This window comes from Nocardioides sp. NPDC051685 (assembly GCF_044453405.1).
GTDB lineage: Bacteria > Actinomycetota > Actinomycetes > Propionibacteriales > Nocardioidaceae > Nocardioides.
The window spans coordinates 694,390-718,339 of sequence record NZ_JBITCR010000002.1 but is presented as its reverse complement, the minus strand read 5'-3'; the positions used below and the strand labels follow the sequence as shown (position 1 = coordinate 718,339).

Below are 23,950 nucleotides of genomic sequence, written 5' to 3'. Positions count from 1 at the left end.
GTGTTGCCTTATGGTCACGGGTGGTCGTGGCCTTCGACGCTACTTGAGGACAAAAGGCCGTCTGGGTTACTTCCACAAAACCGAGTCTCGGAGGTGAAGTTGAAGAAGAGATCCTGGCTGGACCCGTAGCCGGACTGAGCAGAAACGTTGATCGGCCCGACATCGACACCTGTGCCGAAGGTCCGGTTCTTCGCGGATCCGGTGTGCCACTCTTGACCGGCGACCTTCCGTGTGCAATACCCGGAGTGGTACTTGTGTGCAATCACGGGTGATGCGCTGTCGAGCAAGTCGGAGTATCCAACGGGGCGGCGATACTTCCACGCAGAGCAACTGCTTGTGTAGTCGCGATAGTTGACTCGATTCCTCACACCGCGGTTGGTCAGATTCGACCAGCTAGACCCTGCGCTGAACGACTTCGTACTCGTTCCGTAACTGGACCAGCCGCTACTCTTGCTCACAGCCACCCCCAAGGTGTGGTCCGACCCACTGATTTCGGTGACCTTCACCTTAGCCCCCGACCAGCCGTAGACGTTGACGAATCGCTCAGGACGATCGCGGATGTAGGCGCCGGCGGTCGTGACACAGGTCTCCATCGTTGACATACCACCAGCAGCGACCCGGTCCATCTGCGTACTCCGCGCCGAAACCGTGGTCCCAGCCGCTTCTGCGCGCCGAGTGGCGCCGAACCTCTTGCCGTGGTGATCGACCCATTTCGCCGGGTCGTTCGAAGCGTCGAACGCTGCTCCGGTGCCGAGATCGAAGCGCATGTTCGGAGCGGGCGGTTTGGTTGCGCCTGCGGGATCCGCCGGATCAGCGGCCGGCCCTGCCGCTGCGACCGTGAACGTTGGCGAGTCTGACGACGACGTCTTCACGCCAGAGGGCGCTTCAACGGTGTAGCTGAAGCCCAACTCGCGACTGGCGTCAGCCACCCGGATTTCCAGGTCGATCCGCCCGCTAGGGTCGACGACTTCCGTTGGGATGGTTGCAGGATTCGCCGACACGGCAAAGGTGCCACCTTTGGTGGTCTGACCGTAGCCAAGGAGGTGGAGCGGAGCAGACTCTCCCTTTGCGAGCGAATCAAGCACCGAGTCTTTCGGCCACGCATACACGATGACGTCGGCTCCAAGGACGGGGGTGCCGCGATCAACTACAGCACCGGCTGCGATTGCATTCGTCGGCGCCACGATCGTCATCGGCGCGGTGGCCGCCGACACGGGCTGGCTGAGGCCGCCGACCGCCAGTGTGCCAACAGCAGCTGACACCACAGCCGACCCAACCAGACGGATCGGAGATAGGCGCGATCTGGCGCTACTCAATTCTTTCATCAGGTTCCTCCTCGTGATTGAGAACAAGTCAAGTGACTGGAACCGTGACGCAGATGGCGGGACTCGGCAACGAAAATCGAAGAAAACTGCAGCAACCTGCAGACCCAATCGTGATTCCGACATGATAAGAACGCCCAATAGACACCTTTAGTTAACCATTTGGACATGTCCATGCCGGCAGGCGATCACTGGACACGATATTTCGAACGACAACGTGGGTCACTTTGCTTCACGATTGCGGAACTCGCTGCGGGTGGATGGACCTTCTGCGCGGCGAGCTCAGACCTCGGGAGGGCCAATATGAAGACGGATACACGTCCGCTGGGAAGACTGACGCCATCCGTTATCCGCGAGTCACGCGCTGGTGACCCGAATCCAGATAGGTCGCCGCATTCGGTTCCCACGCCACGGCGTAAGGAACGTGGCAGCGCGGACATGTCCCCGGAAGGCATCCCCAAATGCATGACCCCGAGACAACGACAGGTGGTCGAACTCCTCCGTTCTGAAGCAACCGATGAACAGGTGGCTCGATCCGTCGGCGTGTCGGTTCGCACGGTGCGTAAGGACGTCTCGGCACTGATGGCGCACTTCAACGTCCGCACCCGGTTCGCTCTTGGCGACGCACTCGTTCGACACGACGACCATTGCCGCTGCAGCCTCCCTGCCGGAACGGCTTCAGGCCAGGAGCGCCGAGGTGTGGATCGATGATCGTGAGTGGCATAGGTCGGCTGCGGGGAAGATGTCGGAGTCTGCATGGCAGTCTCGTTCTACGGCGGTGTGCGGCAAAGTGGGAGCGACACACCTGCGAACGCCTGGCTCTGCTGCCCCCAGAGTCTGCGGGTTTCGCAGGATGCCTGAATCGCGGCCTGCTCGACGGCAGCGACGTCTCGCTCCAGATCGTTGGCAGTACTCGCTGAGAGCGTCACGAAGCCGGTGACTCGCAAGACTCCGTGACCGGAGGTGAGGTCGGCTTCTTGTTGGAGGACGTCGGCGTATTCGGCGTTCTGCTGGGCGTCGTCGAGCTGGCCTATTCGGCGGCGTTGGGCGGCGTCGGAGACGTACTCGGTCTTCTTGCGACGCAGGTCGCGGGCGGCAACGTCGGCACGGATCGGCGTGTAGCGGAGCGAGATGGAGCGGCGTACGCCTGAGGTGAGCAGGAGCGGGGCAAGGAAGCCGGGGTAGACCTGGTACCTGGGCCATTCGGAGATCCACAACACCGCGTGGTGGGCGGAGTCGGACTGGAACGAGCCCCAGGATTCCGAGACGGCGATGGGGCCAGCGGTGGTGAGGTCGCGGCCGAGAGTGGGGTGGCACTCGAGCGCGGCGGTGATGCCGGGGTCGTAGGCGGTGCGGAGGACCAGGGCGAGGTCGCCGGGCGTGAGCCAGCCGCCGGGGACCAGGTCAGCGGCACGCAACGCTGCGGTGAGGGTGGTCATCTCTTGGCGGAGCACGGTGGCGGAGCCTCGCATGCCGCCCCCGGCTGCGTGGATGGCTCGCCGGGCGGTCTTGAGGTCGAGCGAGATGGAGATGGTGGTGGCGTGGCGTTCGCCGGCGGGTCCGGCCGAGGCGATGAGCTCGTCGTAGGTCCTCGAGGCCCAGGACTCGTCGTGGGTGCCGTGGGTCTTCCACCATTCGGCGAGTCCTTTGCCGGAGTCGGGCAGGGTGCGTTCGAGTACTTGAAGGCCGGCGATGCGGCCGGAGCGGCAGGTGGAGGCGAGTACGCGGCCCCACCCGGTCACGCGTCGTTGCTGCTCTGCCGGGTCGAGGAGCATGAACGCGGGATGGGTTACGGAGATGATCGCGGTCAGGGTCGCGGCGTGGGGGTCGTGGACCATCACCGCACCGGTCTCTTCATCGACCCACTGACGTAGACAGGCTGCACCGCCGGGCAGTGCGAGCGTTCCGGCGGGGCGGGGCCGTGAGATTCGGCACCGGAACTCTCGTTGCCGAGTCGCTGTGCGCCACAGCCATACCGAGCTGATCGGGAGCCAGGCGACGATCCGGCGCCCGCCGACGCTGCTCCACGCCAGGACGGAACAGGTCATCAGGACCGGGGAGGCGACCACGACACCGATCCCGCCGGCCGTGTAGAGCGCGAGGAGCAGCGTGATGACGCCGATGCCGAGCACCACGACCTGGCCGAGCGAGAGGCCGAGGAAGAGGCCTCGCTTGGCCAGCCGGGAGAACTTCACCGGCGCGAGCTCGTACGGCGCAGGGCTGATCGTCATGACGCTGGCCCACCGGTCGGGGTCGGGTCCACGACGCGGGCTATCGGTGTCGGGACGGGAGCGGGAGGCTTACGCGACGGCGTCTGGTTGTCGGCCGAGTCGGTCTGGGCGGTGACGGTGTTGCCGACGTACGTCCCTGTCTTCGGGGCCGGCGAAGCGGAGCTCGAGGAGGAGCCGGCGGAGTCCTTCGGGGCTCGCGAACTCGGCGCTCACAGCGACAGCCCTCCGATGCGCTGGTGAGTGATCGATGGCGGCTCGGGCGCTGCGATCGCGGTCCTGGTCGCCCTCGCCCGGGGTGCCTTCGGCTGCCTGGGGCGGTTGGCGCGGCGTACGAGCTCCGCCTTGAGGTCCAAGCCGCGGCCGATCACCTTGCTACCGAGCATGGTGGGCAGATCGCTGGGGCGTACCCACGCGACGCCGCTCTTCGAGATCGGCCCGCTGGGCATCGACGATGGGCGCCGTGACGGGTCACCATGGACGGCCAGGGGTGACGGTCCCTGCGTCGATGCGGTCGAACTCGGCTCGACGGGGCTGCGATTGGGATCGCGTTCGTAGGTGGCATCGGCGTTCACATCGCCACCTCCTCAGTCCGCGTCGTAGGGCCCGGGCCGCTCCCCGGGTTGTTGGTCGGACCGAGACGGCTGACGGTGTTGTAGGCCGACTTGATCGTGCGGTCCGCCTCGGTGTCCGGGAGCCCGGCGCTCGCCGCGGCCTCGCCCAGGAGCTGTGCCGTCTGGTTGAAGTTGTGCCCGGCTTCAGCCATCCGGCACGCCGCCCAGAAGAGACCGCCGTTGCGAGCACCCTCAGGACGGCTCGCGACCCAGTCGGCGAGGCGTCTGGGGGAGGTGCCGGCGGCTGGCATCGCGGCTGGTGGACCACCGAGCTGTGGTGGAGGTTTGGAGGGAGCCAGGATGTGGTTGAGGCCGGCCGAGTCGACGATGCCGGGACGTGAGCCGAACCCGATCAGCTCGTAGGGACGCGACGTGTCGTCGTCGTTGGTGACAACCGAGGGCGGGGCGACGACGTAGCCGCCGTCTCCGCGGAAGTCGATGTGCCGCGACGGCATCGACCAGCATCTCTGCTCACCGCCCGGGTTGGCGGCGAAGTAGGCGTGCATGCCGCCAGATGGCGTACGCACCATCCATGCCCAGCCGCTGACGAGCCCCATCTCGGTGAGCCGTGCGAAGTTCTTGAAGCCGTCGCCGGCGCGGTGCACATCGACATCGACCACGACGAGCCGCGATCGCGCGCCAGTCGGGATGCCGATGTTCGCGGTCGGCGTGCGCTGCCACCACAGGTGGACCTGCTGCGGGTTGGTCGTCGCCGACTGAAAGCCGTGAGCGGTCAGGGGGTTCTTGCTTCCCGGGACGCAGGGGAAGACAGGGATGCGGGCAAGCGCGAGCTTCAGGGCGGCAGACGGGAGGTCAGGCGCTCGTGCCGCATCACGGAAGGCTGTCGCGGTCCAGGGCGAGGGGCCGGAGTTCGAGGTACTCATGGCTCGACTGTGGACCGAGGTCCTTACCCGAATGCTTACCGGTTCGTGTTGCTCACCCCATGCTCTCGAGGGGAGAGCAACCAGTGTCTTTGCAGGTCAGAGGGTTGCTCACCAGGAAGTCTGGAATTATCGCGCCGCGAGTTCAAGACGTCACTGGACGAGCCTGTAGAGCGAGATCGTTGCCTCGGGTGAGTCGATGTCTTGAGGTACGAGCGCGAGGTAGCTGCCTGACAGGATGACTCGTGCGTCGTTGCTGGGGAGCGGCAGCGGATCACCGACCGGCTGGCCCTGTTTGTCGAGGAACGTCCATGACTCCATCAACCCGAAGGCGAAGGGCTGGTCGTTGGCCACGACAGGCGTGGGCATGTCGATGTAGTCGGCGTTGTCGACCGGCATGCTGACTGGAGCCGAGGCACCGTCGTTCATCCAGCTCACCTTGTTCGGCTTGCGGCCGTTGCTGCTCCAGACGACCCCGTCACCGGCGCCAGCGACGCGGTCGGTGGACCAACTGTCGCCGGCTTCGGGGAAGGCTGGGCTCTCATCGTCGGCCAGAGCGACCTTCTTGGCCCCGGTCTTGAGCGCATACACACCCTTGGTGGGGTCCTTCTTGGTCGTGTCGGCGTCGTTGCGGGCGAAGAGCACCCAGTCGTTGGAGACGCCGAAGAGCTTGGTGCGCGTCTTGGTACGCCACAGCGTCTTGCCTGTTGCGGCATCGAGTGCCTCGAACGGGGATCCGTTCTTCGCGGTGGCATCGGGGGGAAGGGTGCGGGCGAGTATGACGCCGTTGGTGACGGTAAGAGCGAACAGGCCCTTGCGCTCCCAGGCGAGCTTGCCGGTGGAGGCGTTGTACGCCTGGGTGCGACGGTGCCACGTGTGCTTCGGTGGACCCGCCATTTCGCCGCCGGTGTGCTCGTCGATCGTCTGGATCACGAGATCGTCGTGGGAACCGACGAACTGGCGCCCGACCTTGAGGGCGTCACGGTCTGTGACGGGCTTGTACGTGCTTGCCCAGCTGGCCTTCATCGTGTCGGGGTCGATGCTGGCGATGCCCGGCCCGCCTGCCGCGTTCAGGTCGGCGAGGTCGGTCGCCTGGTCGTCGATAAAGCCGACAACCACCTCTGAGCGTGCGACGTAAACCCCGGGGTTCTGCACCTCGGGGAGGGCGTTGAAGTCCTCCAGCCCAGTGACCTTGAACATGTCGGCGGGCATTTCCCAGCGCACCTTGCGGCTTGGGATGTCGACCACTGCGAGCCAGTCGTCATTGACGTACTCGGTCCACTCGCCTTCGTCGAGTCCGTCGGGCATCCGTTTCTGCACCGTTTGCGGAATCGGATGCGCGCGGATGATCGCGGTGTCACCGACGATCTCGACGTGAGTCGACACGTCGCTCTTGAAACCGATGTCTTCCAACGTCCACAGCGGCTCGTAGTAGGGGTCCTCGCCCGGTTTGAGCTTCGGCGCCTCGGATGCCCCCTTGACGCTCGGGCTCTTGGCCGGGTCCGAGGATGTAGAAGGAACGATGCTGCATGCAGAAAGCAGCATCGCTGAGGCGATGATCCCGAGACGAGACTTCATGACGGCAATAGTGTCATGCGCCCTGCTCAGGTCTCTGTGGACGCGCGTCGTCTTTCAGGTCAGGTCATTGGGGCGAAGCGAGGGCCGGTCTGGTCTAGGTGTGCGACCCGGTCAGGGACGAGATGATCCAGTTGGCTCAGGGCGCCCGTGGCCAGCGTACGGAGCTCCTCCGTGTTCAGCTCGACCAGGATGCGAAAAGGCGGCGCGGGCGGCCGGGGTCTGGGCGTCGATGAGGGACATCGGCCAACGCGTCCTCGCTCAGCCGCTTCTTCCTCCCGTACGGAAAGGTCGGCCGCGCGGCTTCCTCCATGCGCCGAGTTGGGTGAGGGTTGTGAAATGGGGGAGCCCCGCTGGCGTCTCGGGTCACCAGCGGGGCGACATGGATCATGCACCATACCCCCAGGGGTCGTCACTGAGTTCCGAGAATTTCATCCCCTGACACTGGACAAGGCTTCGGTGCCCCAGGGTCTCGCCGCTATCGCAGGGGCGGCACCACCACGTCGAGCACCCCGTCGATCCTGATGATCGCCGTGCAGATCGCGCTCACGAGGACAGCGGCAGCCGTTGCCTCACTCACGGTGACACGTCTACGCCGTCGTCGAGGTCGAGGGTCGTTGGCCTTGCGGGTGGCGTTGCGATGGCCCGAGATACGGGTGGGTCGGTTGGTCATCTTCTCCTCCTTGGCTCTCGATTCGAGAAGGTGCTGGTGAGAGCCGTTGCGTGACAGCGAGCCGCAGACCTTTCTGGGCAGCTCGCTCTTTCAACGGGGACAAGCAACCGGTGTCGACCTGGATCGGACAGCACGCCTACATTGAGATCCGAGCCGTGGCGTACGAGGAGTCAGGGCCGGATGAGCCAGACCCGGTCGTTGTCGGTGGTGACCACGCTGTGGCCGGCGCCGGTCCCGTAGACGGCTGTGCCGGCTTCCTCCGGCGCGAAACGCGCGGTGGTCTTCCCGGTCGTCGGGTTGGTGAACTCGAGCGTCTCGCGCGGGACGTCGCCACCGATGGCCAGCGTCGACCAGGATGCGCCGTGGTTGTCGGTGACCCGGATGACTCGATTACTGGTGACCCGGATGTGCTCGCAGGCCCGCCAGCGACGTGGACCGTCGGTGGACTCGATGTAGCGACACGCCCCCTGAGAATGCCGATCCCGAAAGTTGGCCGACGCGTGCAGCCTCGCTGCCGCCAGGCGACGACCGGGCCACCCCGAGGGTCAAGGTCGGGATAGGCTCCCGTACGTCGCTGGCGCGCCAGATGCCGCCAACCAGGTAGTTGCAAGTTCTCTCGGGGGTCAGATGCGTTCGGTCCGTAATCGTCGGCAGGGCCTTGCGGCCCTGACCTGCTCAACTGTGTTGTTCACAGCCATCGCTACGGGATGCGGCACCGGCGCGAGTTCCGCCGGCAAGACATCGGGGGACTCGGGCGGCGGGTCGAGGTCCGCGGCGCCGTCATCGAGCGCCGAGTCGAAGACGCCCGTAGTGGGTGACATCGATGGGGATGGCGATGGGGACGTCGTGTTCAAGGCGGCTGACTTCATGGACATGGTCTATGACGGGTCGGTCTTCGAGATGGTGTCGAGCTCGCTCTCCCAAGCGAATCCGGAAGCGGTGTGCGATTTCGACGGCGACAACATTGCCGACGCGGTCGAGCAGAAGATGGCGCCCAAGGGTCAGAGTGTCGACACGTTCAAGGCGGTCGACGCGGACGGGAACCAACTCGGAGCGGTCAAGCGGGAACGCAAGGTGAAGGGCATGTACGTCAACGCCGTTCATTGCGGCGACTTCGATGGCGACGGACGTGCCGACATCGGCCTCGAGGAAGACAAGTACTTTGCCCGCGAGATGAACAACCCAGACATCCACGACGTCGAAACCATGCCGGTGCAGTTCACGGTCTACCGCCAGGTTGCGCCCGGAAAATTCGGCAAGCCGGAAACCTGGCTCAAGACCGAGACGCCTCGTGGTCAGTCGGTCAACAAAGTCTTCGACACCCACTTCGTGGTGGGTGACCTCAACGGCGACGACAAGGACGATGTGATGCTTCTGGTCGACTACTCGACCATGGAGTTCATGTCGGGCGGGTTGGGTGCCCTGTGCGGCCACCTCGCGGCCTACTCCAACGGCAAAGCCTTCCGTCCCGGCCCTGTCCAGAAGTTCGTCAGCAAGAACCGCGGAGGCAGTTCTGTCGAGGACGCCACGGTCGCGTGCATGGCCATCCCCGCAGACATCGACGGCGATGGGGCCGAGGAACTGGTTGGCCTCGACCGCGCCGGCAAAGCAGACGTGTGGTCGGCCAAGAACGGCAAGTGGACCCGTACGAACGCCAGCACCCGGCCACCCCGCGGTGGCAAAGACGGAGGCCTGCCCACCGCAGCCAGCGACGTCAACGGCGACGGACTCACCGACCTGATCATGATCACGGACTCAGGCTCGGACGCGGGAGCAGTCATGTTGTACGCGGCACAGGCCAGCGGCTCGCTGGCTGCGCCGAAGGAGGTCCTCAAGCTGTCGATGAGCGCGTCCCACTATGAGATGGTGCCCACCCGCATACAACCGACGCCGTGACCTGACGCCTCTGCGAGCCGGCAGAGAGCGCGTGGGATGCCGACGGCTAAGCCCTTACGTCGAGGTTGGTGGGCATGCCGAAGCATCCCAGTCCTGTCGGTGCTGATGGATAGGGTGCCTGCCGTGCAGCCAACGCCGATGGTCCTCGTGTTCGTGACCGATGCCGTACGCGGCCGGGTGCTGCTCGGGCTCAAGCATCGTGGACTCGGCGCCGCGAACGTCGTCGGCCTTGGTGGCCACATCGAGCCTGGCGAGACCCCGGCCGAGGCGGCCGTGCGAGAAGTCTTCGAAGAGGCGGGCGTGGTCCTCGACGAGGCGCTGTTGGGCGGGGCAGGAGTGATCCAGTTCCGGTTCCCCGCCAGCCCGGGCTGGGACCAGGACGTCGCCGTATTCACCACCACCGAGGCGATCGACGAGCCGACGCCGTCCGAGGAGATCACCCCGCGCTGGTACCCGATCGACAGCCTTCCGTTCGCCTCGATGTGGGACGACGCCCGGTACTGGACTGCCGAGGTCCTCGCTGGCGGTGTAGTCGACGCGACCGTGACCTTCGGCGATGACAACCGCTCGGTGGCGCACTTCGACGAGAGCCGCCTGACCTAGCCAACCGGGCCTGCCGTATGCCGCACGCAGCGCGGCCGGGGGCGACCAGGGCTAATGACCTTTCCCAGGTCGCCAACGTCCGCCGAAAACCAGCAGCGCCACCACCGAGACCGCCGTGCCATCGTGGCCACGGTGACGCCGCCCGAGCGTGCCTGCGCTGCGTTACTCCGACGTTGGCTCTTCAGGCCCCGTCGTTCTCCTTCTTGCCGTTCTGATCAGGGATGGGGCGACCGCTGTCGGTGCTGGGATCCCAGACCCGGTAGTTGGGGTCGGTCCAGTCGTCGGTGTAGTCGGCGGTCCAGTCCTGGTCCTGGCTGCCAGTGTTGTCGTCTCTCTTCTTGCCCGCGCCACGGCCGCCCGCTCCGGTGCCCTTCGCGCCAGTACGACTGCCTGCACCGCCGGGGCCACGGCCGCCCGCGCGGCTGCCGGCACCGCCCATGCCACGACCGCCCGCACCGGTAAGCTTCTTGCCCGCCGTGCCCCCGGCGCCTCGAGCACCAGCCGCGGTCTTCGCGGTCGATCCGCTGGCCTTCGCTGCCTGCGCCCTGCCGGCGGTCGAACCAGGGGTAGCGAACTTGCTCGCCACGGCCTTCGCGATGCCGCCGGCCAGCGCCGCACCACCCAGCCCGACACCTAGCGCGACCGCACCGTTGGTGCCGCCAGCCAGTGGGGCGAGCCCGTCGGCGGTCTCGATCGAGGCGTACGAGGTGGCAGGTGCAGGGGACCCGTCGGCGTTGACCCACTCGGTGCCCGTCCACTCCGGCTCGTTCTTCGCCTCCTCGGCGGCGATGAAGTCCTTCTCCTTCTGGATCAGGTCATAGCCATCACCCTCGGCATAGCTCACGCCCGGGTTGTATTTCGCCATCCGAGCACGCGAGGCCGCGATCGCACTCGCCGATCCCGGAACCGTGCTCGGCGTCGAAACCGGGTTCGACGGCGCGTTCGACTGGCCACTACCGTCGTCGTACAGGGCCCGCACCTTCGGTTCGGCCTCGTCGACCGAGGTGTCGTAGTCGCGGATCCGCGCCGCGGCGACCTTCTCCGCGTGAGCGATCGCACGCTCCTCGGCAGCGTGCTTGGCCTGAGCCTTCTCCAGCGCGGCTTTCCCCTCCTCGGCCTGACGCTCGTTCACCTCGCCGGGCTTCACCTCGGTGTCGAAGTCGGCCGGGTTCACCGGGTCATGCGACGGTGGCAGCGAGGCCGACAGGACGGCGTGATCTTCCATCGCCTTCACGACTTGGGACTGCACCTTCGCCAACGCCATGTCAGCCTCAGATACCGTTGTGTACTTCTTCTCGACCTCGACGCCGGACTGGTTCATGTCGCTGCGTGCGGCCTGCCCAGACATGGATGTCGCGGAGAACCCATCCTCGACGTTCTTGGCATCGTCTTGCAGCAATGCACCTGAGTCGAAGAAGCCACGACCGGCCTCCCGCCAGCTGGAGAGCATGGCTGCGATCGCGTCAGGCGCCCCCGCCGCGACGTAAAGATCCAATCGCCGCATCCAAGGCCCCTTCACAACAGGGGAGGCGGAAGCTGCCATCTGGTTCATCGGGTTCCTCCCGAGAGGTTCGGTGAGCCGCCCGTGCGGCCGGGATGGGTAAAGCATCCCTCACAGGTCGCCTATCGCGCCAGATCTTCGATCCGATCCTCTACAGTCATCGTCCATGACGACCTCTCGGACGCTGGGCATCGCGACTCTCGCGCTGACCGCAGCGATGGCGCTTGCTGGATGCGGATCCGACTCCCCGAATCCAGACGGCGACCCCACCAACGGGACACCGACCGCTGATGCGAGCGGTTCGGCCGGAGGGTCTGAGGTCCCGGCCGACTGGCAAGAAGCGAAGACTGATGAGGCAGCCGTCCACCTGCCTCGGGACTGGGCCATCCTCAATGCCAAGGACACCTCGGTCGGGTTCGAGCCACCTAAGGGCAAGTTCGGGTTCGCGCCAGGAGGCGGCACCATGACGACCGGTGTGCACAGCGGCACGGGTGACCTGAAATCTGATATCAATCGCGCCGCAGAGCACCATCTGAAGGCCCTCCAAAGCGACCCCACCTCCACCAACGTCAAGCGTCTGTCGAACATGACCACCGCGGACGGCGTCGAACTTTCGATCGTCCAGTGGGAGACGGATCAAACGTGGAATGTCGAGTACACCACCGTGACGGAGGACGGTCAGTGGGTCCTAGGCGTCACATGGCAGTTCAACAAGAGCGACATCGACCGCAAGGGTTCTCAAGAGTTGATCGCCCCAGTGATGGAGACGTTCGAGCTCCTCTGAGCCGGATGGACTCGATCAGAAGGGGATGTTCTTCTTGCCGAAGATCACCAGCGGGTTGCTCATGATGGCGAGGGCGTCGGCGATCTTGTTCATCGCGATCTGAGCGTCGACGTCGGCGCCCTCGATCTCGACCATGGCGTCGTGGATGCCGTCGCTGGTCTTCCCGAGGCCCTGGGCGGTCTCCTTCAGGGACCGGCCGATGTTCTTGTGGCCGCGATTGACAACGTCCTCGAGCCACTGGCCCTTGGGTGAGAGGCCGAACATCGATCCCGACGGCGGGGTCATCTCAATGGCTTCGACCATTTCGCGCTGCTTGTCCAAGCGGTTGCGTACGCCATCGAGCTTCTCCGTGTCCGCGCTGACCTCGTAGCCTTCACCCATGCCCGAGCCTTCCGAATCCGGCGCACCCCGCTGGCGCCACTGTGAGGCTTAGTAAATCATCGATCCCAACCACATGGCCACCGATCACGGCGGCGGTCTCGACAAGCTCGACCGGTGGAGGAGGTGCGCAGCGGTCGCTGCACCCGCGGCCGAGCGCGGGCGTTCGGGTGTCGTCGCGCGGCTTCGAGGACCGCGTACAGCTCATCGAGGGCGATCTCGACGTCGGTGAGCGCAACAGCCATGGTGGCCCCGTAGATGCCCATCAGGACCTCGATGCGGTCGAGTTCCTCGTAGGTGACCACGGAGGCTGCCATCTCTTGGATAACGACCTCGTTCCCGATAGTGGTGAACCTCCACCCGTGGGCGAAGATCCGATCGGCCGTGTCGATGGCTCGAGTTCGCGCCACCTCCACCTGCACGGCTGCACGTCGAAGCGCGTCCACGACCATGGGAACGTCGTACAGATGACCGAAGTGAGGAACGGCGAAACCTCCCTCAAGACCGTCAGCCGCCACAAGCAACGCCTCTGGGCGCCAGCGTCCCAGCGATCGGAAACTGATCATCAAGTTTCACTCCCGTCGCTGCCCGCGGACGTTGTCTTGTCATCGTAGTCGGCTGATGTGTCAGTGACCCCGTCCGACCTTCACGCTCGCCTCCTCAGGGGAAGCTGCTCCGTACGCATCGGTGAGCTCGGCCAATGCCGCAGAGGTCCAGGCCACGGCGGCGGACATGGTGGGTCGTGCGCACCATTGGTCGGTGATTTCGTACGCGTCGGTGAACTTCGCCAGGACGTACGCTGCCGGTTTCCCGACGCTGGCCACCATGGAGCCCAGTCCGGGAATCTCCAGAACGAGCTCGCTGACGGGACGTACGTGGTGTGTCTGGGAGGCGATGGTGGAGGTGACTGTGCTGAGCACGGGCTCGGCACCGATCGCCTCGGCGACGCTTTGACGGGTGGCCTGCTCGATCTGCAGCATCCGGGCGCCGGTGACCCCGAACCGCTGCCCGATGGCGTCGAGGGGGATTGGTGTGTTGGTGAGGAAGTGGTCGGCCATCACGGCCCAGGACCGATCATCGAGCGTATCGAAGACCGCGTCCAGGCGCTCGGCGATGCTTAACCCGGCCTCGCGGTCCTCGCGCCATACCGGTGTCATCGCCACCTGGCTGACCAGCGGAGCACCTGGATGCGCGGCCAGGTAGTCGGCCTTGGACATCCCGTGCTCGCTCTTGACGTGGTTGGTCAGCCGCTCCAACCTCCGCCCGCACTCCAGACACGGGATCGTCATCGCTCCCGGACTTCGCTTGGGCCGTTTCACGTCGTAGCGCAGCTTGATCTCGTGAGCGGTGCAGAGGCCCGAGCGGCGCGCGGGCTCCTCACAGCTGTCGTGCCCGCAGGTCCCGCGGCGCAGGTCGAAGGGGGTCTTCCACTCGGGGTCGATCTCGTCGAGGAGATCGTGGACGCGGGAGTGGCTGCCGTCGGCCGCCTTCTTGCGGTGATAGGTCAAGAACGAGGACAGCTCGGTGATCTCCTCGCGATCCAGCTCGGACCAAGGGTCATCGGCCTCCGCCCGCCGGCGGGCGAACTCCAGCACCCGTACCTCACGCTCGGAGAGCGGCTGAGGCTTGCGGATGCCCTCCTGGATGGCGCGCTTACGGACCGCCTTCTTCTCGAACCCGAGGTAGTCCGCGACCCCCGTCCAGGACACGTTGTGCTCCTCGGCCCACACCAGCCCGTCCTCGAGGCTGGTCCAGCCCACCGCCGCGTACGCCTTGTTCCATCGCTCTTCTTCGCTGGCGGTGCGCCCGGGCTGGCGTGTCGGTGGGACCGTGTCCCATCCCGGGGCGATCTCGTCGAGTAGGTCCATCACCGCGCGATGCTGACCCTGCTTGCGCTGACCGCGTACCTGAGCGAGCCACTGCCCCAACTCATGGGACCGAGCCTTGTGGCGGGAATCCTCGGACTGCAGCTCGCGAAGCTCGGCCAGCATCCGCTCGGCCTTCTCCGAGAGCACCGTGGGTCGCCCGGCGTGCACCCCTGCGGACTTGAGCCGCTTTGAGATCGTCTGAATCGGTGCATCGAGTCGAGCAGCGATCGCGGTGACCCCGACTCCGTTGGTGTGCGCCCACGCCGCCGCGTCCACCCACGATTCCCACCCCGCAGCGGCCAACCGCCGCAGCCAGCGGACCTCAACAGACTCTTTACGTGCGTCGCCCATCGTCGGGCAGTACAGCAACAGAACGTCCCTGCCGCAACCAACGACACGACCGATTGGGCCAGCTCGCGGTGGGACTCCAGATAGCGCCAAGCGCGGGGTCATTGGGGTACGCGTAGATTTTACCTTGCATCTGGTTTGGAACGGCGGAGTGCGGGTATGAGATGGACAGGTCAAAGTAAATTCGCTTTGATCTCATCAACTGTGCGGTGGCCCTAGGTCAGGTGACCACCGGATCGAGTCTCGGGGGCGATGTGGGGAGCGGACAAGAGATCCGGATGGTGGCGGCCGACGTCAGGAAGTCGGCTCAGAGCATCGAGAGCGCCGCCGATCAGGCAGCGAAGATCAAACTCGGAGACCACATTGCCGCCGTATCTTCGGCGATGCCAGGAAGCAACAGCGCAGGTCCGGCAGGCAGACTGCAGGCTGACTGGGACAGCGACATGCAGAAGTGGACGAAGGCTGCCCATGATCACCATCGAGGCGTGGTCGCCGCCTCGAGGAGCATCCACGAGCAAGACCTACTCACCGCGGGCGACGCAGGCCGGACCTCGGAGGCACCGCCGAAGGCAGCACCGAGCGGTGGAGCCGACGACTTTTACATGCAACGGCTGGGGAGGCTCTGATGTTGACCTACGAAGAGCTCATGAGTTGGGAACCCGCCGTCCTTGCCGAGTCTGCCGACAAGTTGAATTCCGACCGGAAGAGCTTCATCGATCTGCAAGATGAAGTCGATCACGGGAAGCCGCCGGGAACTTGGACGGGTGACTCTGCCGATAGCGCGGTGATCTCACACAAGCGGCTTCAGGGAGACTTGAACGACATCGCTGCCGGCGTTTCTCCCGTGATCGACGCGCTGGATAACGCCGCCGAGGAGATCAAGCAGGCTCAGAGCTCAGCGCGGGATGCCATGGGCGTCATCAAGGGGCACGGATGGGTCGCCGATGTCAGTGCCGGCGGCGCTGTCGTTGTTTCGGACCCGACTCCGATCAAGGAAGCAAAGAATGAGGACACGGCGGAGGAGGAAGCCGAGTCGATCCGGAAGCAGATGAAAGAGCTGGGCTCTCAGATTGCTGATGCCCTAGCCAAGGCCGATGCGGCCGACGCCGCGCTGGCCACCGTGCTGCGCAACGTCAAGGGCGGCCAGTACGACGGCGGAACCGGTTCGATCCGTGACGCTACCCTCCCGCCGAAATTGCGTGGACTGTCGGGCAAGGCCCTGATCGACGAACTGATGAACGACCCGGGTGCGTACGGCGGTTACGTCGACGCGCTTCCGGTAGCGGATCAGAAGGCTCTCGCCGACCGGATCGCCGATGAACTCGGGCCTCTGGCCGAAGGGCGCGAAGGGCACGAGTTCAGCGGCGAAATGCCGATGAGTGAGTCGGAACTCAAGAAGCTGACCGAAGCCGTCCATGAGTTCGGCGGTGATCCGACTGTTGCAACCCGGATCGCGAACGACGTCGGATCAGCCGGCGTGATGAACATCCAGCAAGCGATCTTGGGGCGGTTCGACACTGCCGACGGCCCGGATGGATACGATCCCGAGACCATCGGTGCTTCACAGCGCGCCTGGGGCCATCTCATCGCCACCGCGACATCGGGCATTGAGTCAGACAACGCAGGACCGACCGATGAACATGTCTCGGCGAACTGGGCCAAGAACCTCATCGAACGTGGGGAAACCGAGTTCCCCACCAACAGCATGGGCGAGCAGATGCTCGGCTACAAGCTCCTCGGCCCGCTGCTACGCGACGACGATCACGGCTCGTGGTTCTTGAACCAGGCTGGCGACAGCATGGAAGAGTTCGAGCAGAAGTACTACGCGGAGAATGGCAAGCTCCCGTGGGATGTTACGCAAGATCCCCGTCGGATCGACTTCACACATGGCGAATCTGAGGTCGATCTGGATGCAGACCGAGCACCCGCAAAGCCGGGTGACACGGATGCGAAGTTCACAGAACCATCGGGTCATGACCCGTTCGGGGGACTCTTCGAGGGGATGTCCCACAATCCCGAAGCAGCCAGGGAGTTCTTCACGAGTACAACGTCCGAAGGTGCGGAGCGCGTGGAGTACTACATGGCTGACCGCGAGTGGCCAGCGCACTCGACGGGCGACAAGAGCGACATGTGGCCCACGAGCGAACGCTACTTCGGAGACGCGATTGTAGCTGCCACGACCGAGGATGTGACGCCGGAGTCAGGGAAGATCGCCACGGCGGCGTTCGAGGCCGCGGAGAAGCGGATCGTTCCTGAGCATGACGACCCGAACAACCCGGACAAGAAGGTGGAGTACCAGGGCCTGCCACCAGAGTTGCGGCGCTCGATGGCGCATGTGGCCTCCGCGTACATGCCCGATGTGTGGAGTGCGACCTCTGACGGGGGGATCGACGCGAGCCAGGGACCGCTTGGAAGCCGCACAGTCACCATGAACCTGGGGGACCTGGGCGTGTCTGGAGTCCGCGAGGTTCTCGGGGACATCGGTCGAGACGAAGTCGCCTACAATATGACACGAGCCAACGCGGACGCGTACCTTGCGGCAAGCCTCGACAAGGAACTGCCAGGCGACACGAACGACCTCGAGACCAGCGTGATCGATCCTTACGCGAACGTGCGCGCGGCACTGGAAGATGGGTTCGACAAGGAACAGGTCGCGCAAGGCTACGAGTCCGACACGATCAGAAGCGGCGAGGGCGACGGCAAATGGAAGGCCGGCGGCTGGGTGGCCGAGAAGGTGCTGTCCGAGGGTACCGGCAAGATCCCGTTCGTTGGTGGCGCGATCGGCGATGCCGGAAAACTGGGCATTGACGAGGCCGAGAAGCACTTCGTCGGCATGAACGACATCGACTCGGTCAGCGAGATTCAGGACCAGATCGCCTCCCGCAGTAACGACTCGCGTGTCGGACTCCAAGGCATGATCGACGCCGCCGTGTATCGCAATCTGCCCGCCGATTCTCTCCCGCCCGAACTCCTGAGCGGCGGGAAGCCGATCGCGATGGACCAGTGGACCCCAGAGCAGGAGGAGGCTTGGAGCGCACATCGCTCGACGACGGGGACCCCAGCCTTCCAGGCGGCGACCCTTCTGGAACGATCGGTCGACCAGATGGAGAATGCGCGTGAGCACGGAGACACGGAGAGAGGCGAAGGTTGAGTAAGGCAGTGGTCAGGATCCTGGCGACGTTGCTTCTGGCAGTCACAGGAACCGGCGTGTTGGCGTCTTGCGGCGAACCGGATACGGACCCTTCGGGGCGGATTGTTCCATCAGACGATCTGGTCAAGGCGCTGGAAAAGCCTGCGATGCAAGATCTCATCTTCGATGCCACCTTGCCCGACGGTGAGGACCTCCCCAACCTGCCAACCGGCGAGGTCGTCGATCGCCTCGGCTACGTCCTAACTGAGGTCGCATGGCCGGCCGGACCAGGTGACTTGTGGGCCGTGCAGATCACTAACGGCATCTGGACCACCATCTTGGAGGACCCGGACGGTTACGAGCTGTTCATGAAGGCACTCGCGCAGTCGGAGCGCCCCGTACCAGCCTCGATCGCCGAAGACCTGGTCGACCGGATGAAGCGCGACATGGACCTCGACCCGCTGTTGGAGTCTTTGCGGGAGTCTCCCGGTCACGAGCGCGACGATGTGATCGACCGCGACACAGCGCTGCATGCGTTAGGGACCCTCGGCGCCGAGGCTGACCAGAACGCGATCAGCCTTGATCCGGAGGACAAGGATGGGATCCGTGCGATCTTGACCGAGGCAAAGGATGCCAAGAGCGGCGGCGCAGCGTTGAAGCAGGCGGCAGCCGAGTGGATCGAACCGGTGGCACTTCTGGACGCAGCGATCAACGCGCGCCCGGCGGCGACGAGCGAACCGAAGCGCCAGGAACTGCTCGATGCGGTCCGACGGATCCTCATCGAGTTCGACCACGTCATCTACCAATCGCTGCCCGAAGCGATGATCCCTGCCGAGCTCCCCGCTCCTCCTGATGGCCAACGCGCAGACACCAGCCACTTCAACGAGGTCGATCGCCTCACATGGCGCAAGATGCTTGCTGAACACGACGCGGACTGGGAGTCGATCGCCGAAGAAGCGGTCGACGAGGCCATCGCCGCCCAAGACATCGACAGTTGAGATCGGGGGCGGGGTCAATCGTGGTGGTTCTTCTCGTGATCTTCTTCTTGGCCGTCGCGGCGTGGTGCTTCTTCATCGCATTTCGGCCTCAGATCCACTTCTTCCTAAATGAAGGGTGGAAGTTTCGAGAGGCGGAGCCGTCCGACCTCTACACGGTCATGACCCGGCTGGGAGCAGCGATCTCGGGCATCGTCTGTCTCATGCTCGCTCTGTGGGTCGTGCTCACTGAGATGGCTGGCTGACCACCGCGAAAGTGACGAGGCACGCGGTCAATCGGAGGATGCGCCTCGGCCGCGAAGGGCGAGCCACCCAACTCTTGGCCGCTGAGTCAGATAGAACCTTGACGTGAACGAACGGTCAAAGCGCAAGCTGAACGGCATCACCCTGGCGGTGGTGTCGATCCTCGGGTTCCTTCTGCTCCTGTGGCCAACCACGTTGACGTACGACGCCAGCGGCAGTCCCAGCGCGGACCCGGATCCGGTCAAGATCAAGTGCGTGTGGCGCCAGTACGAGGCGACTGACGCGACTCCGCCCATCCGCAGCCACGAGCACCAGGCTTACGACGGTCCCAGTGACGAGATAAGTGCGAGCGGCGAACGGATACGTGCCGACTGTGCTTTGGCGAAACTGCAGAAGCGTCAGTGGTTGTTCATCCCAACGATCGTGCTGACTCTCGGGCTGATGCTGCTACTCGTGCCGCAAGGCAGCATGCGGCAGGACTCCGAGCGCGACTAACTAACTCAGCCACGCCTGTCAGCCTGGGCGGCCTTGAGAGTCCCACGCAGATCCCGCTTGGCTGCATGGCGATCGGCGCGACGCTCCGCGCGGTGACCAGCGGAGTCGTGGGCAGCGCCAGCAGCAGAACGGAGGCGTCCAGGGCCGGTCGAACTCCACTTGGTTGCTCGGCCGTCAGCCGGCGGCTCGCTTGGAACGCGCGGGCGGCTCGACAGGGCCCTCTCCGTCGTCGCGGTTGTAGATGTGGTCGTCGAGCTCCTTCTCGGCCAGCCCTTGGTGGCCGGTTGCGGTGAGGACTCGGGCGAAGTCGAGGTGGGGGATGTCGTCGTGCGGCGCGGCCCTGAGGGCGATGTCGGCTGCTTCTCGAGCTACGTCGTTGTCACCGTCGGCGAGGGCTCGGCTCACCACTATGTGTGCGGTGTCGACGATCATCGAGATCGCGATGTGGTCGTGACGCTGACCATCGATGAGCCAGGACCAGCCTTTGTCGCGCAGTTGCGAGAACGGTTCGCCGGAGACGAGGCGAAGGGCCGCGATCAGATCCGAGATGCCATCGGCGCCGCGGGCTTCACCGCGGGCGCGAAGGCGCCGGAACAGATCAAAGTCGACGAGGATGTCCTCGGCCTCGTACGCGGGATGGCCGAGGCGTTTGGCCGCGGCAGTTTCGCGCGCGTCCGGGAGGTGGTCGTGTCCGGTGATCGGGTTGGTGCCAAGCCAGCTGCGCAAGCGGGCCAGGTCGATGGTGAGGCGGCTGCGGCTGACGCCGGTGACGTCGAGGAACTCGTGGGTGCTGACGCCGTTCGGGTGGAGGAACAGGTAGGTCAGCATCTCGGCGAGGTACGCCCGCCGGACCGCGGGTACGTCGCCGTTCGCGCGGAGGTGGACTGGGCCGAGCAGGGTCAGCTTCGGGAGGTCGCACGTGGGCGAGTTCCACTTCGCGACTGCTTGGTCGATGGCCGGGTCCACAGCGGCGACGCGCTCCCGCGCGGCGATGCTTGCGACCGGGGCCATCTGTCGGATCTCGTCACCGGTGTCGCCCGTTCGTGCGTACGTCTCGGTGGGCTCTGGAAGGAGCGACATGGGGCCAGCCGGTTCCTGATCGGAGTCGGGGCGCTCGTGGACGTACTCGGGGCGGAGCGCGCCGGCGGCGTCGATGAGGGGCTCCATGTCGTCGGCGGAGTTGTTGTTGACCGGCATGGGTTCGTTCCGGGTCTCGCGGGTCGCCTCAACGATCGCGGTGCAGAGGGCTGCTTCGTCCTCGATGAGGCCAGCGGCATGAAGGTGTACGTCGCGGAGCATGGGGTGGGTGATGGTGAGGTCGCCGGTCTCGGCGATCGTGATGGTGTGTGCGCCGAGATCGGGGTGGGCATCGATGATGACGACGGCCGCGCCGGGTCGGTCGGTGGCTGTCGTGATGGCATTGACGAGGTGCCGGGCCGATTCGCAGTCCTCGGGCAGGAGGACGGCTCGGTAGCGGTCGGGGTCGAAGCCGGGGAGACGTCCAGCTGGATCGAGTTCGGCCGCAACCTTGTTGACGAACTCCGTGTCGCTGCCGTGATGGCGTAGACGTACGGGGTCGATGCTCGTGAGCTCGACGCCGATGCGCTGCAGGTGGACCTCGACGAGGGCTGACCAGGGGGTGACCGCCAACTCGGCGGCGAGGTGGCGGGTCAGCGCCTCGGTGCGGTCGCGGTCTCCAGCCAAGTTCACGACCGCGGCTTCTTCGAGGTTGAGCAGCCACAGGTGGCCATCCTCGGACTTCCCTAATGAGGCGAGCAGTGGGTAGGGCGCGGGTTCGCCAGTATCGGTCGTCTCCGCGTCGGCCGGCGCGGTCCAGGTGGTGTGGCTGCCGGTCCAGGGGCGGGGGAGTGAGGTGGGCTCAGCGAGGTGAAGGGTGATCTGGTTATGGCCGACTTCGACGGCGATCAGGCGTGGTTGCTCGCCCTGGGGGAGCATCCGGAGGAGTCGGTCGAGGTGCTCGATGAGCATGGCCGGGTCGCGGCCTTCGCGTTGGATGCTCTTCTCGACAGGCGCGAGCTTGGCCGGCGGCTGGGTGATGACGTGGCCGGGGATGCGGTAGCGGCGCTGGATCCGGCGGTTGCGACGTACGAGTAGGAAGAGACCGCCGGCAAGGACGGCTCCGGCGCCGGTCAGACCAGCCAGCAACCAAGGCGGGTCGGCGTCCGCGTCCGACTCGTGTTCATCAGCGGACGAGGGCTGCTCAGGATCGCTCGTATCGTTGGGGCGCCGGGTTGCGGTGGGCGGAGGTTCAGGCGCAGGCGGCGAAGCATGTCTTGGCGTGGGACCAGGTGCCGCGCCAGGCTGATCTGTGGCTGGGATCGTGAGGGACCAGCCAGGACGAATCAGATCAGGATCGGTCAAACGCTCGCCGTCGGGCTGGCGCGTGCCTCGGGAGGCGTCGAAGATTTCCGGATAGCGCTCGGGGTCGTGCAGCTCGTCCTGGGCGATCTCGGCCAGCGTGTCGCCGGGTTGGACGACGTAGGTCTCCTCGTTGACGCGAGGGGTCAGGACGGGCAACCGGAGTACGAGGCCGATGGGGAGGAAGTCGGCGTTGCCATTGAGCGCTTCCGGGTTGAGGTCGACGATCTCGGTGAACCGGGTCCCGGCGCCGAGGTGCGACTCGGCGATGCGCCAGAGACTATCGCCGCGCTTGACGGTGTAACTCGTGGTCGGCGGAGTCTTCGCCGCTGACTGATCGACGACCGGGGACGGCGGCTCGAGTGTGGCAGAGACAGGAGCTGCAGGCGGTGTCTCGGGCATCGGTGGCGCCGTTGCACGAAGCGGCGCCACGGCTGGCGCTGCGGCGGGCACTGCGACGAACAACAGTACTGCAGCTCCGACCAGCCGGTTTGCTGATGCCTGGGGCAGTCCAGGGAATCGTGGCGCTCTGACGCTGCGCAGGCGAGCGACGACCTCGAGCACGATGGTGACTGCGAACCAGGCCCAGGTGATCCAGGCGAACGCGGTGATCACCTGGAGTGCGAGTGATCCGTCGTCCTGGCGCACCAGGTCGCGCCACTCGAATCCGTCGGAGCGTGGGATCGCGCCGAGGAGCAGCATTGCCGCCGGTGCGCCGACCAGAAGAACCAGGATGGCGAGGCACGCCACCAGCCCGCGGATCCGTGTGCCGATCATCGCTCAACTCCGTTGAGGCTGCGGACGAGCACGGCTTCGGCTTCGCCGTCCACGCGTACGGTGTCGATGCCGATGATGCTGAGGAAGCGAGTGCGGTAGGTGTCGACGGCCGCAACCTGGATCCGGTTGCCGCGGACGCGGACGGTTCCCCTGGCTCCCGCTCGGTTCAGATATGAGCGCGCCGCCCGGCCTGCAGTGCCGGCGTCGATGTGGGCGTACCTACCTTCCACCGCGGGTGCCGCGACCACCTCCTCGGCTCCGGCTCGGGCGGCTTGGGCAGCGAGATCGTGCGTACGTTGCTGTGCGTGCGCCTGGCCCCCGAGATCGACGGCAAGGCCGACGATGATGCTCATTGCGAACGAGGCAGTGACCATCCAGATGGTTGCGGACCCGTGCTCGTCGCGGTCGGTCGGACGCGATCTCATGACGGGCCCCGTTCGCGCCAGGTGTCTATCGGGCTGATCATGGTGGCCGTGATCAGGCGGCTTCCTGGCACGCCGGGAACGGACAGATCGGCCAGGTCGACGCGGCATGTCAAGGTGACCCTGACGTCGGCGGGCCGGCCTGTCGGCACCCGGAAGCCGCTGGTATCGATCCTGACGTCGGTGCTTCGGCAACGGAGGTTTTGATTGCTCAGGCTGTTGTGCGCTTCCCTGCGGGCGGCGGAGTCTGCCGAGCCAGCATCACGAGCAATCGATGCTGACCGGGCGGCATCCGCCGCTGCTGTCTGCAGCGCTTGATGCGCGAGCGCGAGTCGACCGCCAGCGATGATCAGCCCGACGAAGAGGATGAACGCAGGTAGACCGATGGCCACTTCGATCGAGGCAGACCCTCGCTCGTCTCGTGCTTGCCTGATCATCGGGTTTCACCCGGAGCAGTGAGCCGTTCGACTTCGGCGCGGGCATGCTGTCGAATCTCCGGCCTCCAGCCAGGGATGACCGAGAGCGCGTGGCCACGAACCTGGACGACGGCGGTCGTCGCTGTGCGGTCGGCGGAGGCGTGCGAGACCTTGAACGAGTCGCCGGCCCCGTTGAGATAGGCGTACGCCGCCTGCACCCCATCGCTGGACCGACCGTCCTGAGCCGCGGCTGCCCGTGCGCCCTCCTGCGCGGCCGCGATCGCGATCGTGCGCGCGTGGTAGTAGAGCGCGCCTTGCATCCCGAGGAAGAGCACCGCAAAGAGCGCGGGGAGCAGCACGACCATCTCGATCGATGCCGCACCTCGCTCGTCTCGTCTTCGCTTCCTCGGGACCATGACCGA

The 23,950-nt window shown here is 65.5% G+C and carries 21 protein-coding genes; 8 read left to right on the top strand and 13 right to left on the bottom strand.

What is annotated here, in order from left to right; translation table 11 throughout:
* Nucleotides 1-14 precede the first annotated feature (14 nt).
* From ACIA03_RS08530 to ACIA03_RS08510, 5 genes are all read right to left on the bottom strand, one after another.
* Nucleotides 15-1,325, bottom strand: coding sequence for a hypothetical protein (locus tag ACIA03_RS08530; RefSeq protein ID WP_396981175.1), 1,311 nt, complete (start codon nt 1,323-1,325; stop codon nt 15-17).
* A gap of 767 nt (nt 1,326-2,092) precedes the next feature.
* The gene (locus ACIA03_RS08525) at nt 2,093-3,553 is read right to left on the bottom strand and encodes an SCO6880 family protein (RefSeq protein WP_396981173.1); all 1,461 of its coding nucleotides are present in this window, start codon (nt 3,551-3,553) and stop codon (nt 2,093-2,095) included.
* 209 nt (nt 3,554-3,762) lie between these two features.
* Nucleotides 3,763-3,999 (bottom strand): hypothetical protein, encoded by a 237-nt coding sequence (locus tag ACIA03_RS08520; protein WP_396981171.1) that lies wholly within the window; start codon nt 3,997-3,999, stop codon nt 3,763-3,765.
* 122 nt (nt 4,000-4,121) lie between these two features.
* Nucleotides 4,122-5,048 (bottom strand): bifunctional DNA primase/polymerase, encoded by a 927-nt coding sequence (locus ACIA03_RS08515; protein ID WP_396981169.1) that lies wholly within the window; start codon nt 5,046-5,048, stop codon nt 4,122-4,124.
* Between the two features lie 150 nt (nt 5,049-5,198).
* Nucleotides 5,199-6,623 (bottom strand): hypothetical protein, encoded by a 1,425-nt coding sequence (locus ACIA03_RS08510; RefSeq protein WP_396981167.1) that lies wholly within the window; start codon nt 6,621-6,623, stop codon nt 5,199-5,201.
* A gap of 1,480 nt (nt 6,624-8,103) precedes the next feature.
* Between ACIA03_RS08510 and ACIA03_RS08505 the strand changes: the two genes are divergently transcribed.
* Nucleotides 8,104-9,189: an FG-GAP repeat domain-containing protein gene (locus ACIA03_RS08505; RefSeq protein WP_396981165.1), complete on the top strand. Its 1,086-nt coding sequence runs from the start codon at nt 8,104-8,106 to the stop codon at nt 9,187-9,189.
* A 123-nt stretch (nt 9,190-9,312) separates the two neighbouring features.
* Nucleotides 9,313-9,792 carry an 8-oxo-dGTP diphosphatase gene (locus ACIA03_RS08500; RefSeq protein WP_396981163.1) on the top strand — a complete coding sequence of 160 codons (480 nt, stop codon included), beginning with the start codon at nt 9,313-9,315 and terminating at the stop codon, nt 9,790-9,792.
* A gap of 181 nt (nt 9,793-9,973) precedes the next feature.
* Here the strand turns inward: ACIA03_RS08500 and ACIA03_RS08495 are convergent, their stop codons facing one another.
* A complete protein-coding gene (locus tag ACIA03_RS08495; protein WP_396981162.1) occupies nt 9,974-11,296 on the bottom strand; it encodes a hypothetical protein in 1,323 nt (440 codons plus the stop codon).
* A gap of 163 nt (nt 11,297-11,459) precedes the next feature.
* Here ACIA03_RS08495 and ACIA03_RS08490 point away from each other — a divergent pair, with 163 nt between their 5' ends.
* Nucleotides 11,460-12,077, top strand: coding sequence for a hypothetical protein (locus ACIA03_RS08490; RefSeq protein WP_396981160.1), 618 nt, complete (start codon nt 11,460-11,462; stop codon nt 12,075-12,077).
* A 15-nt stretch (nt 12,078-12,092) separates the two neighbouring features.
* On the opposite strand, the gene ACIA03_RS08485 is transcribed toward ACIA03_RS08490, so the two are convergent.
* Genes ACIA03_RS08485 through ACIA03_RS08475 form a run of 3 tightly spaced genes read right to left on the bottom strand, consistent with a single transcriptional unit; the run spans nt 12,093 to nt 14,674 of the window.
* Nucleotides 12,093-12,458 carry a hypothetical protein gene (locus ACIA03_RS08485; protein WP_396981158.1) on the bottom strand — a complete coding sequence of 122 codons (366 nt, stop codon included), beginning with the start codon at nt 12,456-12,458 and terminating at the stop codon, nt 12,093-12,095.
* 56 nt (nt 12,459-12,514) lie between these two features.
* A complete protein-coding gene (locus ACIA03_RS08480; protein ID WP_396981156.1) occupies nt 12,515-13,021 on the bottom strand; it encodes a hypothetical protein in 507 nt (168 codons plus the stop codon).
* A 60-nt stretch (nt 13,022-13,081) separates the two neighbouring features.
* Nucleotides 13,082-14,674: a hypothetical protein gene (locus ACIA03_RS08475; RefSeq protein ID WP_396981154.1), complete on the bottom strand. Its 1,593-nt coding sequence runs from the start codon at nt 14,672-14,674 to the stop codon at nt 13,082-13,084.
* A 221-nt stretch (nt 14,675-14,895) separates the two neighbouring features.
* Here ACIA03_RS08475 and ACIA03_RS08470 point away from each other — a divergent pair, with 221 nt between their 5' ends.
* The 5 genes from ACIA03_RS08470 (at nt 14,896) to ACIA03_RS08450 (ending at nt 19,534) form a co-directional block, all read left to right on the top strand.
* Nucleotides 14,896-15,297, top strand: a complete 402-nt coding sequence (locus tag ACIA03_RS08470) for a hypothetical protein (RefSeq protein ID WP_396981152.1) — start codon at nt 14,896-14,898, stop codon at nt 15,295-15,297.
* Nucleotides 15,297-17,822 (top strand): hypothetical protein, encoded by a 2,526-nt coding sequence (locus tag ACIA03_RS08465; protein WP_396981150.1) that lies wholly within the window; start codon nt 15,297-15,299, stop codon nt 17,820-17,822. The genes ACIA03_RS08470 and ACIA03_RS08465 overlap by 1 nt, the downstream gene beginning before the upstream one ends.
* 8 nt (nt 17,823-17,830) lie before the next feature.
* The gene (locus ACIA03_RS08460) at nt 17,831-18,799 is read left to right on the top strand and encodes a hypothetical protein (protein ID WP_396981148.1); all 969 of its coding nucleotides are present in this window, start codon (nt 17,831-17,833) and stop codon (nt 18,797-18,799) included.
* Nucleotides 18,800-18,834: 35 nt separating this feature from the next.
* Entirely contained in the window at nt 18,835-19,041 is a 207-nt protein-coding gene (locus ACIA03_RS08455; protein ID WP_396981145.1) for a DUF6199 family natural product biosynthesis protein, read from the top strand.
* Between the two features lie 103 nt (nt 19,042-19,144).
* Nucleotides 19,145-19,534: a hypothetical protein gene (locus ACIA03_RS08450; protein ID WP_396981143.1), complete on the top strand. Its 390-nt coding sequence runs from the start codon at nt 19,145-19,147 to the stop codon at nt 19,532-19,534.
* A gap of 174 nt (nt 19,535-19,708) precedes the next feature.
* On the opposite strand, the gene ACIA03_RS08445 is transcribed toward ACIA03_RS08450, so the two are convergent.
* Genes ACIA03_RS08445 through ACIA03_RS08430 form a run of 4 tightly spaced genes read right to left on the bottom strand, consistent with a single transcriptional unit; the run spans nt 19,709 to nt 23,944 of the window.
* Nucleotides 19,709-22,690 carry a LysM peptidoglycan-binding domain-containing protein gene (locus ACIA03_RS08445; protein ID WP_396981141.1) on the bottom strand — a complete coding sequence of 994 codons (2,982 nt, stop codon included), beginning with the start codon at nt 22,688-22,690 and terminating at the stop codon, nt 19,709-19,711.
* On the bottom strand, nt 22,687-23,115 hold the full coding sequence (locus ACIA03_RS08440; RefSeq protein WP_396981139.1) for a pilus assembly protein TadG-related protein: 429 nt from the start codon (nt 23,113-23,115) through the stop codon (nt 22,687-22,689). The genes ACIA03_RS08445 and ACIA03_RS08440 overlap by 4 nt, the downstream gene beginning before the upstream one ends.
* On the bottom strand, nt 23,112-23,549 hold the full coding sequence (locus ACIA03_RS08435; protein WP_396981137.1) for a TadE/TadG family type IV pilus assembly protein: 438 nt from the start codon (nt 23,547-23,549) through the stop codon (nt 23,112-23,114). The genes ACIA03_RS08440 and ACIA03_RS08435 overlap by 4 nt, the downstream gene beginning before the upstream one ends.
* A complete protein-coding gene (locus ACIA03_RS08430) occupies nt 23,546-23,944 on the bottom strand; it encodes a TadE/TadG family type IV pilus assembly protein (protein WP_396981135.1) in 399 nt (132 codons plus the stop codon). Before ACIA03_RS08430 ends, ACIA03_RS08435 begins: the two co-directional genes overlap by 4 nt.
* Nucleotides 23,945-23,950: the final 6 nt, after the last annotated feature.

What these genes read in the sequence shown, in the direction of transcription:
- ACIA03_RS08465 (WP_396981150.1), top strand. Translation starts at nt 15,297, where the DNA reads ATGTTGACCTACGAAGAGCTCATGAGTTGGGAACCCGCCGTCCTTGCC.
- ACIA03_RS08485 (WP_396981158.1), bottom strand. Translation starts at nt 12,458, where the DNA reads ATGGGTGAAGGCTACGAGGTCAGCGCGGACACGGAGAAGCTCGATGGC.
- ACIA03_RS08515 (WP_396981169.1), bottom strand. Translation starts at nt 5,048, where the DNA reads ATGAGTACCTCGAACTCCGGCCCCTCGCCCTGGACCGCGACAGCCTTC.
- ACIA03_RS08520 (WP_396981171.1), bottom strand. Translation starts at nt 3,999, where the DNA reads ATGCCCAGCGGGCCGATCTCGAAGAGCGGCGTCGCGTGGGTACGCCCC.
- ACIA03_RS08475 (WP_396981154.1), bottom strand. Translation starts at nt 14,674, where the DNA reads ATGGGCGACGCACGTAAAGAGTCTGTTGAGGTCCGCTGGCTGCGGCGG.
- ACIA03_RS08490 (WP_396981160.1), top strand. Translation starts at nt 11,460, where the DNA reads ATGACGACCTCTCGGACGCTGGGCATCGCGACTCTCGCGCTGACCGCA.
- ACIA03_RS08430 (WP_396981135.1), bottom strand. Translation starts at nt 23,944, where the DNA reads ATGGTCCCGAGGAAGCGAAGACGAGACGAGCGAGGTGCGGCATCGATC.
- ACIA03_RS08445 (WP_396981141.1), bottom strand. Translation starts at nt 22,690, where the DNA reads ATGATCGGCACACGGATCCGCGGGCTGGTGGCGTGCCTCGCCATCCTG.
- ACIA03_RS08480 (WP_396981156.1), bottom strand. Translation starts at nt 13,021, where the DNA reads ATGATCAGTTTCCGATCGCTGGGACGCTGGCGCCCAGAGGCGTTGCTT.
- ACIA03_RS08510 (WP_396981167.1), bottom strand. Translation starts at nt 6,623, where the DNA reads ATGAAGTCTCGTCTCGGGATCATCGCCTCAGCGATGCTGCTTTCTGCA.
- ACIA03_RS08530 (WP_396981175.1), bottom strand. Translation starts at nt 1,325, where the DNA reads ATGAAAGAATTGAGTAGCGCCAGATCGCGCCTATCTCCGATCCGTCTG.
- ACIA03_RS08525 (WP_396981173.1), bottom strand. Translation starts at nt 3,553, where the DNA reads ATGACGATCAGCCCTGCGCCGTACGAGCTCGCGCCGGTGAAGTTCTCC.
- ACIA03_RS08435 (WP_396981137.1), bottom strand. Translation starts at nt 23,549, where the DNA reads ATGATCAGGCAAGCACGAGACGAGCGAGGGTCTGCCTCGATCGAAGTG.
- ACIA03_RS08495 (WP_396981162.1), bottom strand. Translation starts at nt 11,296, where the DNA reads ATGCGGCGATTGGATCTTTACGTCGCGGCGGGGGCGCCTGACGCGATC.
- ACIA03_RS08440 (WP_396981139.1), bottom strand. Translation starts at nt 23,115, where the DNA reads ATGAGATCGCGTCCGACCGACCGCGACGAGCACGGGTCCGCAACCATC.